Genomic DNA, 17,265 nt, shown 5'->3' with positions numbered 1-17,265 from the left:
CGCGCCAGAACCGGCAGCCAGGATCCCTTGAATTGTTCCATGGTCGCGCATTTTTTGCGCGACGCGCTTATCATGTACGCGATTCCCCGCGATTGCCTCCCCCCGCATCGCATCCCCGCCATTCTTGCCTGCATAACCTTGGCAGGGCGCGGTCCGGATGCAATATGAGGGGAAGGGTTCAGGACAGACATGAGCGAACTTCGCACCTTCGACGTCAGACGGCCGCAGCGGGCACTCCTGCTCTCGCTTCCGAACATTCTGACCTATGGCCGCATCCTGGCCGTCCCGCTCGTCGTCTTCTGCGTCGTCGGCGGCAAGGACACCTGGCGCTGGACGGCGCTGGCGCTGTTCATCATCGCCAGCATCACCGACTATCTCGACGGCTATCTGGCGCGGATCTGGAAGCAGCAGTCATCGCTCGGCCGCATGCTCGATCCCATTGCCGACAAGCTGCTGGTCTCGGCCTGCCTGCTGGCCCTCGTCTTTGAGCGCACCATCGACGGCCTGTCGCTCTGGGCGGCGCTGATCATTCTCTCGCGCGAGATCCTGGTTTCGGGCCTGCGCGAATACCTGGCGGAGTTGCGCGTCAGCGTGCCGGTCTCGCGCCTCGCCAAGTGGAAGACGGCGCTGCAGATGGTAGCGATCAGCTTCCTGCTGGCCGGTCCGGCCGGCGACGCCTATTTCGCCTATACGACGCTGATCGGCCTCGTCCTGCTCTGGGCCTCGGCCATCGTGACGCTCTACACCGGCTATGACTATTTCCGCGCCGGCCTCGGACACATCCTGGAGGAAGAGCCGTGAAACTCGTCTATTTCGCCTGGGTCCGCGAGCGGATCGGCACGGCGGAGGAGACGGTGGAGCCGCCGCGCGGCGTCGACACGGTCGGCGATCTGCTCGGCTGGCTCCGGACCCGCGGCGACAGCTACGAGGCGGCGCTCGCGGAGCCGGCGGCGATCCGCGTGGCGCTTGATCACGACCACGCCGACCATGAAGCGTCCATCAGCGGAATTCGCGAGGTTGCCCTCTTCCCGCCCATGACCGGAGGCTAGGTTCGCCATGACCCATGCCCGTTCTCCCAATGTCCGCGTTGCCATCGTTGCCGAGCCGCTCGACATCACGGCGGAGATCGAGCGCGTTTCGGCAGGGCGCGGCGACATCGGCGCCATCGTCACCTTCACCGGCCTCTGCCGCGACGAGGACGGCCGGCTCGAGGCGCTCGAACTCGAGCACTATCCCGGCATGGCAGAGACCGAGGTCAAGCGCATCGCCGAGCAGGCGGCCGGCCGCTGGGAAATCTCCGACGTCACCGTCCTGCACAGGCACGGCAAGGTGCGCCCGGGCGAGAACATCGTCCTCGTCGTCACCGCCTCCAAGCACCGGCACGCCGCCTTCGAATCGGCCGAGTTCATCATGGACTTCCTGAAGACCCACGCTCCCTTCTGGAAGAAGGAGCACACGGCCGCCGGCGCCGTGGCCTGGGTCGCCGCCAAGCAGGCGGACGACGAGGCGGAAGAGCGCTGGAACAACTCCGATTGAGCCATTCCCGAAGTGACCGGCCCGGCGGCGCCTTCGCGCCGCATGAGCCCTTGGCCGAAGCGCTGCTGCCGCATGCGACGTCGAGCGACGACGGCTCGCACGATGTCGCGCATCTTGCGCGCGTCTGGAGCAACGCAGCCGCGATCCTGGCCGAGGAAGGCGGCGCAGCCGAGGTCGTCGCGGCCGCGGCGCTGCTGCATGACTGCGTGACGGTCGAGAAGAACGATCCGATGCGCGCCCAGGCCTCCCGCCTCGCCGCCCGCAAGGCGGAGACGGTGCTGCGGGATCTCGGCTGGGACGGCGAGCGGATCGCCGCTGTCGCACACGCGATCGAGGCGCACAGCTTTTCCGCCGCGATCCCGCCGGAGACGCTCGAAGCGAAGATCCTGCAAGACGCCGACCGGCTCGATGCGATCGGCATGGTGGGCGTGGCGCGCTGTTTCTATATCGCCGGGCGGATGGGCAGTGGCCTCTACGATCCCGCCGATCCCGAGGCTGCGTGGCGCCCGCTCGACGACAAGCGCTTTGCCATCGACCATTTCGAAAACAAGCTCTTCAAGCTCGCGGCCGGCTTCCAGACCCGGACGGGCGCCCGGCTGGCCGAATTGCGGCAGGCGCGGCTGCGTCGCTTCTACGACGAATTCCTCGACGAAATCTGAGCCGCGCCGTCGAAAGCCGGCCATGGGAGACACTTCATGCTGACGATCTGGGGCCGCAACAACTCGAACAACGTCAAGAAGGTGCTCTGGTGCGCCGAGGAGATCGGTCTCGCCTATGAATCGATCCCGGCCGGGGGTAGCTTCGGCCTGACCGCCGATCCCGCCTATCGCGCCATGAACCCGAACGGGCTTGTTCCGACGATCCGCGACGGTGACTTCGTTCTGTGGGAATCGAACGCCATCGTCCGCTACCTGGCCGGGCGCTATGCGCCGGGCGTGCTTTCGCCGGAGGATCCGCAGGCTCGCGCCAGCGCCGACCGCTGGATGGACTTCACCACTTCCAGCGTCGCCGCCCCGTTCCGCGACCTGTTCTGGGGCATGGTCCGCACGGCGCCGGACAAGCGCGACCTGGCCGCGATCGAGGCCGGCCGCGCGAAATTCGCCACGCTGCTCGCGATCGCCGATCGCACGCTGGCCGAGCAGCCCTTCCTTTCGGGCGACAGCTTCGGCATGGGCGACATCCCGCTCGGCTGCTTCACCTATGCGTGGTTCGAGATGCCCATCGAGCGCCCGGACCTGCCGCATCTTGCCACCTGGTACGAAAGGCTGAAGCAGCGCCCCGCCTACCAGAAGACGGTGATGATCGGCCTGAGCTGAGATCGGCTCACGGCGATCGCCAAACAAAAATGGCCGGGACGAGCCCGGCCATTCGCAACTCTCCGAAGCTTCGGCGAATTAGCCGACGAGTTCGATGCCCGAGAACCAGTAGGCGATCTCCTGGGCAGCGGTCTCCGGAGCGTCCGAACCGTGCACCGAGTTCTCGCCGATCGACAGGGCGAATTCCTTGCGGATGGTGCCGGCGTCGGCGTTGGCCGGGTTGGTCGCGCCCATGACTTCGCGGTTCTTCAGGATGGCGCCTTCGCCTTCCAGGACCTGCACGACGGTCGGGCCGGCGGTCATCGTCTCGACCAGCTCGCCGAAGAAGGGACGCTCCTTGTGGACGGCGTAGAAGCCTTCGGCCTGCTGGCGCGACATCCACACGCGCTTCGAAGCGACGACGCGCAGGCCGGCCTCTTCCAGCTTGGCGGTGATCTTGCCGGTCAGGTTGCGCTTGGTCGCGTCGGGCTTGATCATCGAGAAGGTGCGTTCGATCGCCATGTCTTCGGTCCTGTCGAATGGAAAGGGGTAAATGGGTGGCGCTGTATAGCCTTGGCGCAGGCACCGGGCAAGGGCGGCGACGGCGCCTGCGATCGTTTGAACCGCCCGGATTCGGCTACGAGATCGAGAGAGCGCCTTGATTCGGTAAGCCGGCTTGCTCGGGCAAGGCGCTGTGGGACGTCTTCACGGCAAGGTCGTGGCTGAGCAGCCCGCGCAGCGCGATGTCGATCGCCTTCTCCTTTCGCATCAGGGCGCGAAGCCGCCCGACATCCCATTGCAGCACGCGCGCTCCGGCCTGCAGGCGCACATCGGCCGTGGCGGGACCGCCGGTCAGGAACGCGATCTCGCCGATAAACGATCCGGCTCCGACACCGAGCCGCCGGCCGTCCTTGTTCACCTCGGCGGCGCCGGAAAGCACGTGGAACAGCGAAGTCGGCCGCACGCCCCGCTCCGTCAGCGGCATCGCTCCTCCCCGGCGCTCCGCGCAGGCGAGCAGCCTGCGGAACTGGCCGGGCGACAGCACGCCAAACGCCTCGAACAGCGGCTTCACCTCGTCGTCAATGCCGAAGCGCAGCCGGTCGCGGAACAGCAGGGCGATCATGACGACATTGACGACGATGGTCAGGATCTTCCAGCTGAGCGGATCCCAGAGCGGTCCGCCGGCCGAGATCAGCACGTAATAGCTCGACTGAAGGATCATGCTGACGATGACTACCACGCGCAGATGGATCTGGTCCCGGAACAGATAGGCGATCAGCGCGATCGCATTGCCGACATGAAAAATGATCTCCAGCAGGAGCGGGTGGGATATTCCCATATCGCGAACGAAGCCTCAGCATTGCGCGGGATTCGCCCGCCGGTCTGACGCTAGGTTATCCGCAATATTCCCCCTGCCGTATGACAGGCTTCATATATTCCCGCCGCCGCTTGCCGTCATTTGGAGAACCCGAGGCCATGAAGCCGCATTTCGAGATGTTCGCCGCCTATAATGGCTGGGCCAATGACCGCCTCTATGGCGCGGCGCGCGCCCTCGCCCGCGCGGACTATCTCGCCGATCACGGCGCCTTCTTCGGCTCGCTCAACGGCACGCTCAACCATCTCCTGGTCACCGACCGTATCTGGATGCGCCGCTTCACCGGCGAAGGCCCCGCCCCTGCCGCACTCAACGAGTTGGTGACGGACGACCTGGAGGAACTGGCGACGCAGCGGGCGACCGAGGACGCGCGGATCATCGCCTATGTCGACGGGCTCGATGAGGCGACCATCGCCGGCACCTTCACCTATCGCCCGGTCACCAATCCGGTCGAGATCACCCAGCCGCTCGGCCCCGCCCTCGCCCATCTCTTCAATCACCAGACCCACCACCGCGGCCAGGCGACGGCGATCCTGACGCGGATCGGCGGCCGCGACGCCTGCCCGAGCCTCGACCTGATCCAGTTCCAGCGGCAGACCGGAATCGGCCTCCGCTGAGCGACGGCCAGTCGCGCAAATATATCGGAGATGTGTGAAGCCGGTCGCTTGATTCAACCGGCACGGAAGCGCACGCTTTCCAGAGTCTGTACCTGTCTCTGTGAGTCCTCATGTTTCGGCCCCTGGTCCTTGCGTTCGCTCTTTCCGTCTCCGCCGCGCAGGCAGCGACCCCGAAGCTCGAGGCCGAGCCGCCGCAGGGAATGTCGGATGCCGAGATGGCCGAGGTCGTCGATTTCGTCGTCGGCAACGCCGTGTTCGCGCTCTATCACCAGGCCGGCCACATGATGATGGAGCGCTACGGCATCGAGCCCGCCGGCGGCGAGCAGGCAGCCGACGATTTCGCGGTCATGACCCTCCTGGAGCCGCGCAGCGGCGCCGGCGACCAGACGCTGGTCGACGCCGTCGACAGCTGGATGCTCTCGAATCACCTGACCGCCTCGGCCGGATCCGACGCCATTGGCCTGCCCGACCGGCATTCGGTCGACGCCGATCGCGCCAATGCCATCGTCTGCAACATGGTGGGATCCAACGACAAGGATTTCGCCGACATCGCCGACGCGGCAGCGCTCACGCCCGCCGCGCGCGCCAACTGCGCGACCTCCTACCAGAGCAAGCGTTCGCTCTGGGACAACGCGCTGAAGCCGATGCGACGGGCTGCCGGCGCGCCGCTCTCGGTCATTCCGGTCGTCTACGACCCGCCGGCCGCCAACGAGGTCGTCGAGCTGACCATCCTGCACGACAACAAGGTGCTGGAGGAGGTCGCGACCCGGCTCGCCAACGATTTCACCCTGCCGCAGCCGCCGACGCTGCGCGCCAAGAGCTGCGGCGCGGTGACATCCAGCTATGACCCGGCCAGGAACGAGATCGTGCTCTGCTACGAGCTGTCCGGCTATCATGCCGAACTGATCGTCCGCGACATCCAGGCCCGCTGAGCCCCAAGCAGCGACATCTTCACGCGATCCGCTTGCGTCCGCCCGCAAGGCACGGCACATAGCCGCCATGCTGCACGTCAATGAAGTCACCTATCGCATCGCCGGCCGTACGCTTCTCGAGGAGGCGACCATTGCGCTGCCCGACGGCGTGAAGGCGGGCTTCGTCGGCCGCAACGGCACCGGCAAGACGACCCTGTTCAAGCTGGTCACGGGCGACATCGCTCCGGAGAGCGGCTCGATCGGGCTACCGCGCGGCGTGCGCATCGGCCAGGTGGCGCAGGAAGCGCCCGGCACCGAGCAGTCGCTGATCGAATTCGTGCTCGCCGCCGACACGGAGCGCGCCGCGCTCATGAAGGAAGCCGAGCACGCCACCGACCCGCACCGCATCGCCGAGATCCAGATCCGCCTGACCGATATCGGCGCCCATGCCGCCGAGGCGCGGGCCGGAACGATCCTCGCCGGCCTCGGCTTCGACGCCGAGGCGCAGTTGCGCCCCTGCTCCGCCTTCTCCGGCGGCTGGCGCATGCGGGTGGCGCTCGCCGCCGTGCTGTTTTCCGAGCCGGACCTGCTGCTCCTCGACGAGCCGACCAACTATCTCGACCTCGAAGGCACGATGTGGCTCGAGAACTATGTGGCGCGCTATCCGCACACCGTGTTCCTGATCAGCCACGATCGCGACCTCCTGAACCGCGCCGTCGACATGATCGTCCATCTCGACCAGGGCAAGCTCACCGCCTATCGCGGCGGCTATGACAGTTTCGACCGCCAGCGCCGCGAGAAGCAGGCGTTGCAGCTGAAGCTGAAGAAGAAGCAGGACGAGCAGCGCAAGCACCTGCAGGCTTTCGTCGACCGCTTCAAGGCGAAGGCCTCCAAGGCGCGCCAGGCGCAGTCGCGCATGAAGGCGCTGGAGCGGATGCAGCCGATCGCAGGCATCGTCGACGAACACGTCACCCCCTTCTCCTTCCCGCCGCCGTCCAAGATCCTGGCGCCGCCGATCATCGCGCTCGACAACGCCTCGGTCGGATACGAGGAAGGCAAGCCGATCCTGCGCAAACTCGACATCCGCATCGACGTCGACGACCGCATCGGCCTGCTCGGCGCCAACGGCAACGGCAAGTCGACCTTCGCCAAGCTGCTCGCCGGCCGTCTTGCCGCCGCCGGCGGCGCGATGCGCCGCGCCGACAAGCTCGACATCGCCTTCTTCGCCCAGCACCAGCTGGACGACCTGAGGCCAGCCGATACCGCGGTGCAGCATGTGCGACCGCTGATGCCGGACGCGACCGAGGCGCAGCTTCGCGCCCGCGTCGGCGCCATGGGCTTTCCGACCGCCAAGATGGACACGCCGGCGCGCGAGCTTTCCGGCGGCGAGCGCGCGCGGCTGCTGCTCGGCCTCGCCACCTTCCGCGGCGCGAACCTGCTCATCCTCGACGAGCCCACGAACCATCTCGACATCGACAGCCGCGAGGCGCTCGTGCAGGCGCTCAACGACTATCCGGGCGCCGTCATCCTGATCAGCCACGATCGCCATCTGATCGAGGCCTCGGTGGACCGGCTGCTGCTCGTCGCCGACGGCACGGTATCGCCGTTCGACGGCGACATGGACGATTACCGCAAGCTGATCGTGAAGGGGCCGGAGACGGCCAGCGCCAAGCCGGATGCCGACGCCGCGAAGACCTCGGCGCAGGATCGCCGGCGCGAGTCGGCCGCCCGGCGCACGGAACTCGCGCCACTCCGGAAAAAGATCAAGGAAACCGAGTCCTTGATGGAGAAGCTTCAGAAAGAGATTCAGAAGCTCGACACCGCCCTGGCCGATCCGAACCTCTACACCCGGGACCCAGCCAAGGGGACGACGCTCGCCAAGCAGCGCGCCGACGCCGTCAAGGCGCTGGCCGAGCGCGAGGAAAGCTGGCTGGAAATGTCGGCGGAGTACGAAGAGGCGGTCGGCGCGGACTAGCCGTCACGAGGGGGCTATCGAAGCGGTTCGCTGCTGTCCGTTGATCACCTCTCCCAGAGGGAGAGGTCGACGGCCGAAGGCCGGCGGGTGAGGGGTTGAGCCCTCGCCGGATGGTTCCCTACCCCCTCACCCGGAGCTTCGCTCCGACCTCTCCCCATGGGAGAGGTAAAGGCAGAGGCGTCCCCGGCCGAGCCCCGCCTCACGCCTTCTTCTGCCAGCGGCCCTGTTCGGATTGCTGCCAGTAAGTCGCGTCGTGGCCCTCGGCCTTGACGCGCTTCCAAGAGGCGCGGGCGGAATCGAGCGCTTCGGGATCGTTGCCGTCGAACATCAGCACCACGCGGGCATAGCCCGCAAGGTCGCCCGCCGAGGCGCCCGCGACGAGGAAACGGACATTGGCGCCGTTCGGATTGCCAGCCCCCGGCGTGATCAGGATCGGGTGCTGCGCGGCTTCCGGATCGCGCCAGAGGCCATGCGGCAGGAAGCTGTCGTCGGAATAGGTCCAGAGCAGCGCGTCGAGCTGGTCGCAGCGCTCGGCCGAGCCGGCCTCGACCACGACGCGCCAGCCGCGTTCGAGCGACTTCTCCAGCAGCCCGGGCAGGAGCGCTTCCAACGGCTGCTGCTGCAGATGGTAGAACAGGACCTCGGTCATCACGCCTTCTCACGCGGCGCCGTCCGCCCCGAGGCATTCGGAGCGGGCGGCGTCTCGCGGGACTTGTAGCAGATCAGCCTTCGTAATTGTCGGCGACGAGGCGATCGAGAATGCGCACGCCCCAGCCCGAGGCCCAGGAGCGGTTGATCTCGGTCTGCGGCGAGCCCATCGCCGTGCCGGCGATGTCGAGATGCGCCCAGGCGACGCCGTCGTCGACGAAGCGCTTCAGGAACTGCGCCGCGGTGATCGATCCGCCATAGCGGCCGCCGGTGTTCTTGATGTCGGCGAACTTCGATTCGATCATCTTGTCGTAGGCGGCGCCGAGCGGCATGCGCCACACCTTCTCGCCGGTGGCGGCGCCCGCCTTCGACAGCGCTTCCGCCAGCGCGTCGTCATTGGCGAACATGCCGGCATGGTCGCTGCCGAGCGCCACCATGATGGCGCCGGTCAGCGTCGCGAGGTCGACGATCGCCTTCGGCTCATAGGTCTTCTGCGCGTACCAGAGCGCGTCGGCGAGCACGAGGCGGCCCTCGGCGTCGGTGTTGATGATCTCGATCGTCACGCCCGATGCCGCCTCGACGATGTCACCCGGGCGCTGGGCGTTGCCGTCCGGCATGTTCTCGACGAGGCCGATGATGCCGACGACGTTCGCCTTGGCCTTGCGCGAGGCGAGCGCGTGCATCAGGCCGACCACGGCGGCGGCGCCGCCCATGTCACCCTTCATGTCCTCCATGCCGCCGGCCGGCTTGATCGAGATGCCACCCGTATCGAAGACGACGCCCTTGCCGACGAAGGCAACCGGCTTTTCCTTCGACTTGGTGCCGTTCCAGTGCATGGCGACGAGGCGCGGCGGCCGGACGGAGCCCTGCGCCACGCCGAGCAGCGCCCGCATACCGAGCTTCTTCATCTGCTTTTCGGTCAGGGTCTCGATGGTGACGCCGAGCGCCGCCAGTTCGGCCGCCTTCTCGGCGAACTCGACGGGGCCGAGCACGTTAGCAGGTTCGTTGACGAGTTCACGCGCGAGGATAGCGCCCTCGGCGATGGCCGAGCGCGCCGCCCAGGCCTTTTTCGCCTTGCTGGCCTCGCCGGCGACGATGTCGAGCCGGATCGGGCCCTTGGCCGCCTTGCCGTTCTCGCCCTTCGAATCCTTGCCGGCCTTGCCGCCCTTGTAGCGATCGAAGGAATAGCCGCGCAGCACGGCGCCGAGGCCGATATCGGCGAGTTGGTCCGCCGACATCGCCGTGCCGTCCGGCCGCTCGGCCAGGAGGGTCGCCTGTTCGCCCTTTCGCAGCGCACCCAGGACCGTCCCGCCGAGACGGGACCAGTCTTCCTCCACAAGTTCTTCGGCCTTGCCGAGTCCGACCACGATCAGCCGGTCAAAGTTGAGCCCGGCCGGCGCCAGCAGATCGAGGGTTGCGAGAGCCTTGCCCTTGTAGTCGGCCGTCCCTGCGGCCTTTCGAAACAGATCGGCGATCCCCGACGCCTGTGTTTCCACACCCAGGGCGAGCGTTTCGTCGGTGAGGACCACCAGCGTGCCGGCCTCGGACGAAATGGATTTATGGAAGGAAATGGCTGGGCTTTCGGTCATTTTAATACTCGCGGACGAGGATGGGCGGGCGCCGATCGGCGCTGTCTGGGACAGGGGGTGCGTGCGTTAGGCCACACCCAGAGGATGATCAATCTGTCCATGGCCGGCGTCTCTGGCAAGTAGCGCCGGTTCCAGTTAAGCGTTTACGCTTTGTTAAGGGCGTTCATTCGCGTTTGATTCACCCAATTGGTTCACCCATGGACGGGGTCGAACCCGAGCTCGCAAGGAGGCTGGTCCGCCAATATCTCGCAGCCAGGCAAGGCTGACATCGCAGGGGCGTTCAGAGTTCGAGGATCGACGAAACCAAGATGAAGCTCATCGAGCGCTACATCTTCAAACGCATGTTCGCAGCGTTCCTGCTGAGCCTTTGCGGCTTGTCGGGCACCGTGTGGCTGAGTCAGGCCCTGCGCGAGCTCGACCTGATCACCAGCAAGGGCCAGAACTTCGTCACCTTCTTCCGTGTGTCGAGTTTGATCTTCCCGGGCCTGCTGCTGATCGTCTGCCCTGTCGCCCTGCTGATCGGCGCGATCTACACGTTCAACCAGCTCAACGCCGATTCCGAGCTGGTGGTCATCAACGCCAGCGGCGCCTCGCAGACCCGGCTGCTCAAGCCGGCGCTCGCCATGGGCCTGATCACCGCCATCATCGTCGGCTCGATGTCGCTCTATCTGGTGCCGCGCTCGCTGCAGGCATTCCGCGGCCTGCTGACGGGAATCAATGCCGACCTGATCACCAGCTTCGTGCGCGAGGGCCAGTTCATGGAACTCGGCAACCGGCTGGTCTTCCATGTGAAGGACCGCAAGCCGGACGGCACGCTCGAAGGCATCTTCATCCAGGACGGCCGCCAGCCCGACCAGACCTCTGTCTACATCGCCAATCGCGGCGCGGTGCTGAAGAACCCGCTCGGCACCTTCCTGATCATGCAGAACGGCACGATCCAGCAGAAGTCCGAGACCAACCACTCGATGTCGATCATCGAGTTCGAATCCTACGCCTTCGACCTGTCGACCTTCGGCAGCCGCAACAGCCTGCCTGACTACACGGCCTCCGAGCGCAGCACCGCCTATCTGCTCGCGCCGAACCCGAACGATCCGGAATACCAGAAGCGGCCGGGCGCCTTCCTGTCGGAGCTGCATGACCGCCTCGCCGCGCCGCTCTACGCCCTCTTCTTCGCGATCCTGCCGGTCGCGGCGCTTGGACAGGCGCAGACGACCCGCCAGGGTCGCGGCATCGTCATTCTCGGCACCATCGCGGTCGCGACCGGCGTGCGAATCGGCGGCCTGATCCTCGCCAGCCTCGCGGCCAGTGATTCCCGGCTGATCCCGGCTCTCTACGCTCTGCCGATCGCCTTCATCCTGCTGTCGCTTTTCGCCGTCTACAGCTCGTTCCGCTTCTCCGCCTCCGACAGCATCGGGTCGATGGTGACGGAGTTCGTGCAACGAATCGCCAATCGGTTCAGGATTGGCCCACGCCCATCGGCAGGGGGCCGGACCTAAGCCATGTTCCGAAACCCGACGCTCAGTCGCTATTTCGCCAAGCGCTTCGCAAAGACGGCGCTGATCATCTTCATTGTCGTCTTCGTCCTGATGGCGTTCATCGACTATCTCGAGCTCGCGCGCCGCGCCGCGCGCCGCGAGGGCTTCGACGCCTTCCTCTATCTCCTGGTGTCACTCGCCCGCGTGCCGAACGTCATCGAGCGCGCCCTGCCCTTCACAATCCTGTTCGCTGCGATCGCCGCCTTCGTCATGGCGAATCGCCAGCTCGAGCTGGTGGTCGCGCGCGCGGCGGGCGTCTCGGCCTGGCAGTTCCTGCTGCCGGCCGGCCTCGTCGCCGTGATGATCGGCGTGTTCGCGACGACGGTGTTCAACCCGATCTCGACCGACCTCAAGGCGCGCTCGATCCTGCTCGCCAACGAGCTGGCGCAGAACCGGGCCAAGCTGGAGGCGAAAAACAATCCGACGCCGACGCCGGAGCCAGCCGCCGAACCTCCGCCATCCATGCCGTCCGACGTGTCGTCGACTCCCGAATCATCCTCGTCCGACTGGACGATCTGGATGCGGCAGACGGGACGCGAGGGCTCTTCGATCATCGGCGCCAAGCAGAGCCTCAATCGCGGCCTTTCGCTCGTCGACGCGTCGGCTTTCGTGTTCAAGAGCAACGGCACGCTGGACCATCGGATCGACGCATCCACAGCTGATTTCGAGAGCGGCGACTGGGTGTTCCGCGACGCCACCGTGACCCGTCCGGGCAGCCGTCCCGCACCGGAAGCCGAGGTCCGCCTCCCCACGGATCTCAACGCCAACCAGGTCAGCCAAAGGCTGGCCGACCCTGAGACAGTTTCGTTCTGGTCCTTGCCGGAACTCATTGAAATATCGAGAAAATCGGCAGTTCCGAGTGATGCGTACGAAATGCAGTTCCAGTCCCTGCTGGCGCAGCCCCTGCTCTTCCTCGCCATGGTGTTCGTCGCCGCGACCGTGTCGCTCCGATTCTCCCGTTCAAGGGATCTCGGGCAGGTGATTTTGACTGGTGTCGCCGTAGGCTTCGTGCTTTATGTTGTCACTGAATTGGCGAGGGGTTTGGGGAGGAGCGGCGTCGTGTCACCGATGATTGCCGCTTGGACTCCAGCCGTCATCGCCAGCTTGTTGAGTATCACAGTGCTTCTGCATCGGGAGGACGGATGATGTTCGTTTCCGTTCCTCTCCGAGGGCGTAGCGTGATGTCTCGCGCCAGGCGCGGTCTCGGCGTCCTGCTGCTCGCGGCGACGATGGGGCTTGGCTTCGCGGCCGTCTCCGGCAGCGCCCATGCGCAATCCAAACCCGGCACGCTCGGCTTCGGCGCCGACAACCTGCCGCGTCCGGCCAAGGACGCGCAGATGGTGCTGGAGTCGGACCAGCTCGTCTACGACTACGACAAGTCCGCGGTGTCGGCCGTGGGCAAGGTCAAGATCTACTATGACGGCTATACGCTGGAAGCTGACCGGGTCACCTACGACCAGAAGAACAAGAAGATGCGCGCCGAAGGGCGCGTGAAGATCGTCGACCGGACCGGCGCCGTCATCACGGCAGACACGATCGACATCACCGACGATTTCGCCACCGGCTTCGTCAACGCGCTGCGGCTCGACACGCCGACGCAGACGCATTTCGCGGCCGAGAAGGCGTTGCGCGACCAGGGCAAGACCACCACCTTCTATCGCGGCGTCTACACCGCCTGCGAACCATGCCGCGAGAAGCCCGAAAAGGCGCCGATCTGGCAGGTGAAGGCGGCGCGCATCATCGTCGATCACAACGAGCACATCGTCTACTTCAAGCAGGCCTCGCTCGAATTCCTGGGCATGCCGATCGCCTATTTCCCGGCGTTCTCGGCGCCCGATCCGACGATCAAGCGCAAGAGCGGCTTCCTGTTCCCGTCTGCCGGCTACAAGAAGACCCTCGGCGCTTTCATCCAGACACCCTATTTCTGGGCGCTGGCTCCGAACTACGACCTGACGCTGGCTCCCGCCGTCTACACCAACCAGGGCTTCCTGATGGATGTGGAATGGCGCCATCGCCTTGAATACGGCCAGTATTCGCTGCGCATGGCCGGCATCAACCAGTTGAACCCGGACGACTTCTACGACGAAGGCACACGCAATTCCGGCGTCAAGGATTGGCGCGGCGGCGTGAAGACCGAAGGCGAGTTCTACCTGAATCGCTACTGGACCGTGGGCTGGGACGCAACGCTGCTCAGCGACCGCACCTTCAGCCGCGACTACAACCTTCTGTCGAACAACACCGATATCAACGTCTCGAACGTCCACCTGACGGGCATCAGCCAGCGCAACTATTTCGACGCGCGCGCGCTCTATTTCCAGGTGCTGACCAATGACGAGGACATCAAGTACGACCAGGGCCGGCAGGCGATCGTCCATCCGGTGATCGACCACAGCTACCTGTTCGATGATTCGATCCTGGGCGGCCAGCTCTCGATCAAGTCGAACCTGACCAGCCTGTCACGCGACGAGACCGACATCGTCAACAACAAGGGCGATGGCATCACGGTCGCCGAGGGCGTCACCAACGGCGTGCTCGATAACAACGCCCACATTCTCGGCCTCTCGGGCAACTACAACCGCGTCAGTTCGCAGGCGACGTGGGAACGCAGCATGATCGGCCCTATGGGCATGGTCTTCAAGCCGTTCGGCTATCTGCGCGGCGACGGCTACTACCTGAACCAGGACCAGATCATCGCCGGCCTGAACGATGACGGCACCTATTTCCGCGGTATGCCGGCGATGGGCCTGGAATGGCGCTGGCCGATCATGGCCGCCGGCCTTTCCTCGAGCTTCCTGTTCGAACCCGTTGCGCAGATGATCGTCCGCCCGAACGAGCCGATGGCCGGCGAGCTGCCGAACGAAGACGCGCAGAGTCTCGTATTCGACGATTCGAGCCTGTTCGACTGGGACAAGTTCTCCGGCTATGACCGCATCGAGGGCGGCACCCGCGCCAATATCGGCTTCCGCTACCTGGCGAGCGTCGGGCAGCTGGCGACGATCCAGGGCGTGGTCGGCCAGTCCTACCAGGTCGCCGGCGAGAACTCCTTCGCCGTCACCGACCTGACTTCGACCGGCGCCGTGTCGGGCCTCGAGGACACCGTCTCCGACTTCGTAGCCGGCATGACGCTGGACACGGGCTACGGCTACTTCCTGACGGCGCGCGGCCGCTTCGACCACGACAACCTCGACGTCAACCGCGCCGAGCTCACGGCGACCGGCAAGTTCGGCGACGTGACGGCGTCTGCGTCGTACTTGTTCCTGCGCGAGCAGCCGGCGATCGGCAACGATTCCCGCACGGATACGATCAGCGGCAAGGCATCCTGGCAGATGACCGAGACGTGGCGCGTGTTCGGTTCCGTCGCCTGGGACATCGAGGGCGACCAGCTCGCCTCCAGCGGCATCGGCATCGCCTATGACGACGAGTGCACGACCTTCTCGATCGCCTATAGCGAGATCCGCCAGGACTACACCGACCTGCAGACCTCGAAGCAGCTGATGGTGCGGCTCGAGCTCCGGACGCTCGGCGGAACGAAGCTCAAGAGCGACGTTGGCTCGCTCACGAGCAACAGCAGCTATTGATCTTCATGGTTTCGCCGGATTTGCAGGGTCTATCGCGTCGAAATCAACTCCTCCGTAGCGGCAGGATGATTCGACGCGCCGTGATGCTGGCGCATCCCCGCAGCTGACAGGACCCGGATTTTCGCCATGCGCAATCGACTGAACTCCACTCTTCTGCCGGCCATCGCGATCGCCCTCGGCGTGGCAGGCGCCAGTCTGCCGGCCACTGCCTTCGCGCAGGCGGCAGTCCGGGCGACGGTCAACGACCAGGCCATCACGTCCTATGACGTCAGCCAGCGCATCAAGCTGATGAAGCTGTTCCACCAGCCTTCGGGCGACAAGGCGGTGCTCGACGACATGATCGACGAGACCCTGCTCGACCAGGTGGCGAAGCGCCGTGGCATGAGCGTGCCGGATTCGGCGGTCGAAGAGCGCTTCAACGGCATCGCCAAGCAGGTCAAGCTGCCGCCGGCGCAGTTCGCCAAGGCGCTCAGCTCGCAGGGCGTGCAGGCCGATACGCTGCGCAAGTTCCTGCGCGCGCAGATGATGAGCGGCATGGTGATCAAGGCGCGCGCGCGCAGCATCAAGGTCAGCGAAGCCGACGTGCAGGCGCAGATCGAGAAGCAGGGCATCAACACCGAGAACGCGACGATCAAGGAGTTCAAGCTCCAGCAGATCGTGTTCGTCGTGCCCAAAGGCTCCTCGCCCGGTTTCGTCGGCCAGCGCCAGCGTGAGGCCGAGGCCTTCCGCAAGCGCTTCGCCGGCTGCGACGGCAGCCTGGCCCAGGCCAAGGCCATGAAGGGCGTCGTGGTGCTCAACATGGGCCGCCGCGACAGCGCGCAGGTCCAGGGTCCTGTCGGCGACGAGCTGAAGACCACGCCGGTCGGCGGCACGCTGAAGCCGCAGGTGACCGAACGCGGCGTCGAGATCATCGCCATCTGCGAGGCCAAGGAAGTCCGCAGCTCCGCCGGCGTCCGCGCGGAGATCGAAGAGAAGCTGACCGCCGAGCAGGGCAAGAATCTCGGCAAGGATTTCATTGCCGAGCTCCGCAAGGATGCCAAGATCAATTACAAGTAAGGCGGTTCCGCGCATGGCGGAGCCTATCGAGTGAGACGACATGGTTGATTCCGCATCGTTCCGGCCGCTTGCACTGACCATGGGGGAGCCGGCCGGCATCGGTCCGGATGTGACCCTGGCGGTCTGGCGGGAACGGCGCGAGCGCAACCTGCCGCCTTTCTACGTTCTGGCCGATCCCGAGGCGCTGCGCAGCCGCGCGGCGCTGATGGGGCTGGACATCCCGATCGAGACCATCGACGCGCCGGAAGCGATTGACGCGTTCGATCGCGTGCTGCCGGTGGTGGCTCTCGAATCGCATGCCGTCGCTGCGCCGGGCGTTCCGGAACGAAGCGCCGCGCGCGGCGTCATCGAGGCGATCGCGCGGGCCGTTGGCGATGTCCGCGCCGGGCTCGCTTCTGCACTCGTCACCAACCCGATCAACAAGAAGGCGCTGTTCGACGCCGGCTTCCAGCATCCGGGCCATACCGAGTTCCTCGGCATGCTGTCGGCGGCCTGGAGCGGCTCGCCCGCCCACCCGGTGATGATGCTCGCCGGCCCCGGCCTGCGCGCGGTGCCGGCCACTATCCATGTGCCGATCGCCTCCGTACCCAACCTGCTGACCGAAGAGATGCTGATCCGCACCGGCCGCACGATCGACCACGACATGCGCCGCCGCTTCGGCCTCGCCAATCCGCGCATCGCGGTCGCGGGCCTCAATCCGCATGCCGGCGAGGGCGGCGTCATGGGCACCGAGGACGACGCCGTGATCCGTCCGGCCGTCGCCGCGCTGCGCGCCGAGGGCATCAACGCCTTCGGGCCGCTGGCGCCCGACACCATGTTCCATGCCGAGGCGCGCGAGCGCTACGACGTCGCGCTCTGCATGTATCACGACCAGGCCCTGATCCCGACCAAGACCATCGCCTTCTCGGAGACGGTCAACGTCACGCTCGGCCTGCCCTTCGTGCGGACCTCGCCGGACCACGGCACCGCCTTCGACATCGCCGGCACCGGCAAGGCCGACATTTCGAGCCTCGCGGCGGCGCTGCGCCTCGCCGACGAGCTGGCGCGGCACGAGGCGGATTATCGCCGGCTCGAGACTGCGGGCGCCGCTTCGTGACCCTGGCGCAGGACGGGCTCCCTCCCCTTCGCGAGGTGATCGCGGCGCATGGCC

17 protein-coding genes are annotated in these 17,265 nt (G+C 66.0%); 13 read left to right on the top strand and 4 right to left on the bottom strand.

What is annotated here, in order from left to right; genetic code table 11:
* The first annotated feature begins 189 nt into the window (after positions 1–189).
* Genes pgsA through WFK98_RS05540 form a run of 5 tightly spaced genes read left to right on the top strand, consistent with a single transcriptional unit; the run spans position 190 to position 2,852 of the window.
* Positions 190–801, top strand: a complete 612-nt coding sequence (pgsA, locus tag WFK98_RS05560; RefSeq protein ID WP_266339510.1) for a CDP-diacylglycerol--glycerol-3-phosphate 3-phosphatidyltransferase — start codon at positions 190–192, stop codon at positions 799–801.
* A complete protein-coding gene (gene moaD / locus WFK98_RS05555; protein WP_266339509.1) occupies positions 798–1,049 on the top strand; it encodes a molybdopterin converting factor subunit 1 in 252 nt (83 codons plus the stop codon). Before pgsA ends, moaD begins: the two co-directional genes overlap by 4 nt.
* 7 nt (positions 1,050–1,056) lie before the next feature.
* Positions 1,057–1,536, top strand: a complete 480-nt coding sequence (locus tag WFK98_RS05550; RefSeq protein WP_266339508.1) for a molybdenum cofactor biosynthesis protein MoaE — start codon at positions 1,057–1,059, stop codon at positions 1,534–1,536.
* Positions 1,533–2,195 carry an HD domain-containing protein gene (locus WFK98_RS05545; protein WP_336799527.1) on the top strand — a complete coding sequence of 221 codons (663 nt, stop codon included), beginning with the start codon at positions 1,533–1,535 and terminating at the stop codon, positions 2,193–2,195. The genes WFK98_RS05550 and WFK98_RS05545 overlap by 4 nt, the downstream gene beginning before the upstream one ends.
* Positions 2,196–2,231: 36 nt before the next feature.
* Positions 2,232–2,852 (top strand): glutathione S-transferase family protein, encoded by a 621-nt coding sequence (locus tag WFK98_RS05540; RefSeq protein ID WP_336799526.1) that lies wholly within the window; start codon positions 2,232–2,234, stop codon positions 2,850–2,852.
* 78 nt (positions 2,853–2,930) lie between these two features.
* Here WFK98_RS05540 and ndk read toward each other — a convergent pair whose 3' ends face one another.
* Both ndk and WFK98_RS05530 read right to left on the bottom strand, forming a co-directional pair.
* Positions 2,931–3,353, bottom strand: coding sequence for a nucleoside-diphosphate kinase (gene ndk, locus WFK98_RS05535; protein WP_266339505.1), 423 nt, complete (start codon positions 3,351–3,353; stop codon positions 2,931–2,933).
* A 115-nt stretch (positions 3,354–3,468) separates the two neighbouring features.
* Complete coding sequence (locus tag WFK98_RS05530) at positions 3,469–4,170, bottom strand: cyclic nucleotide-binding domain-containing protein (protein WP_266339504.1); 702 nt, start codon at positions 4,168–4,170, stop codon at positions 3,469–3,471.
* A 137-nt stretch (positions 4,171–4,307) separates the two neighbouring features.
* On the opposite strand from WFK98_RS05530, the gene WFK98_RS05525 reads away from it, so the two are divergent.
* From WFK98_RS05525 to WFK98_RS05515, 3 genes are all read left to right on the top strand, one after another.
* Complete coding sequence (locus WFK98_RS05525) at positions 4,308–4,823, top strand: DinB family protein (RefSeq protein ID WP_266339503.1); 516 nt, start codon at positions 4,308–4,310, stop codon at positions 4,821–4,823.
* A gap of 110 nt (positions 4,824–4,933) precedes the next feature.
* Positions 4,934–5,755 carry a DUF4344 domain-containing metallopeptidase gene (locus WFK98_RS05520; protein WP_266339502.1) on the top strand — a complete coding sequence of 274 codons (822 nt, stop codon included), beginning with the start codon at positions 4,934–4,936 and terminating at the stop codon, positions 5,753–5,755.
* A gap of 67 nt (positions 5,756–5,822) precedes the next feature.
* Positions 5,823–7,709: an ABC-F family ATP-binding cassette domain-containing protein gene (locus WFK98_RS05515; RefSeq protein ID WP_336799525.1), complete on the top strand. Its 1,887-nt coding sequence runs from the start codon at positions 5,823–5,825 to the stop codon at positions 7,707–7,709.
* 199 nt (positions 7,710–7,908) lie between these two features.
* On the opposite strand, the gene WFK98_RS05510 is transcribed toward WFK98_RS05515, so the two are convergent.
* The gene (locus WFK98_RS05510; protein WP_336799524.1) at positions 7,909–8,358 is read right to left on the bottom strand and encodes a DNA polymerase III subunit chi; all 450 of its coding nucleotides are present in this window, start codon (positions 8,356–8,358) and stop codon (positions 7,909–7,911) included.
* 73 nt (positions 8,359–8,431) lie between these two features.
* Positions 8,432–9,946 carry a leucyl aminopeptidase gene (locus WFK98_RS05505; protein WP_336799523.1) on the bottom strand — a complete coding sequence of 505 codons (1,515 nt, stop codon included), beginning with the start codon at positions 9,944–9,946 and terminating at the stop codon, positions 8,432–8,434.
* A 308-nt stretch (positions 9,947–10,254) separates the two neighbouring features.
* Between WFK98_RS05505 and lptF the strand changes: the two genes are divergently transcribed.
* The 5 genes from lptF to pdxA all read left to right on the top strand — a co-directional run bounded on the left by lptF (position 10,255) and on the right by pdxA (position 17,211).
* Positions 10,255–11,442: an LPS export ABC transporter permease LptF gene (gene lptF, locus WFK98_RS05500; protein ID WP_266339498.1), complete on the top strand. Its 1,188-nt coding sequence runs from the start codon at positions 10,255–10,257 to the stop codon at positions 11,440–11,442.
* 3 nt (positions 11,443–11,445) lie between these two features.
* A complete protein-coding gene (locus WFK98_RS05495; protein WP_266339497.1) occupies positions 11,446–12,627 on the top strand; it encodes an LptF/LptG family permease in 1,182 nt (393 codons plus the stop codon).
* A gap of 35 nt (positions 12,628–12,662) precedes the next feature.
* Complete coding sequence (locus WFK98_RS05490; protein ID WP_266339496.1) at positions 12,663–15,059, top strand: LPS-assembly protein LptD; 2,397 nt, start codon at positions 12,663–12,665, stop codon at positions 15,057–15,059.
* Between the two features lie 126 nt (positions 15,060–15,185).
* On the top strand, positions 15,186–16,115 hold the full coding sequence (locus tag WFK98_RS05485; protein WP_336799522.1) for a SurA N-terminal domain-containing protein: 930 nt from the start codon (positions 15,186–15,188) through the stop codon (positions 16,113–16,115).
* Positions 16,116–16,155: 40 nt separating this feature from the next.
* Positions 16,156–17,211 carry a 4-hydroxythreonine-4-phosphate dehydrogenase PdxA gene (gene pdxA / locus WFK98_RS05480; RefSeq protein ID WP_336799521.1) on the top strand — a complete coding sequence of 352 codons (1,056 nt, stop codon included), beginning with the start codon at positions 16,156–16,158 and terminating at the stop codon, positions 17,209–17,211.
* The last annotated feature ends 54 nt before the right edge of the window (positions 17,212–17,265 follow it).

Source organism: Kaistia sp. MMO-174, from assembly GCF_037147815.1.
Lineage (GTDB): Bacteria > Pseudomonadota > Alphaproteobacteria > Rhizobiales > Kaistiaceae > Kaistia > Kaistia nematophila.
This window is presented reverse-complemented; position numbering and strand designations above follow the sequence as displayed.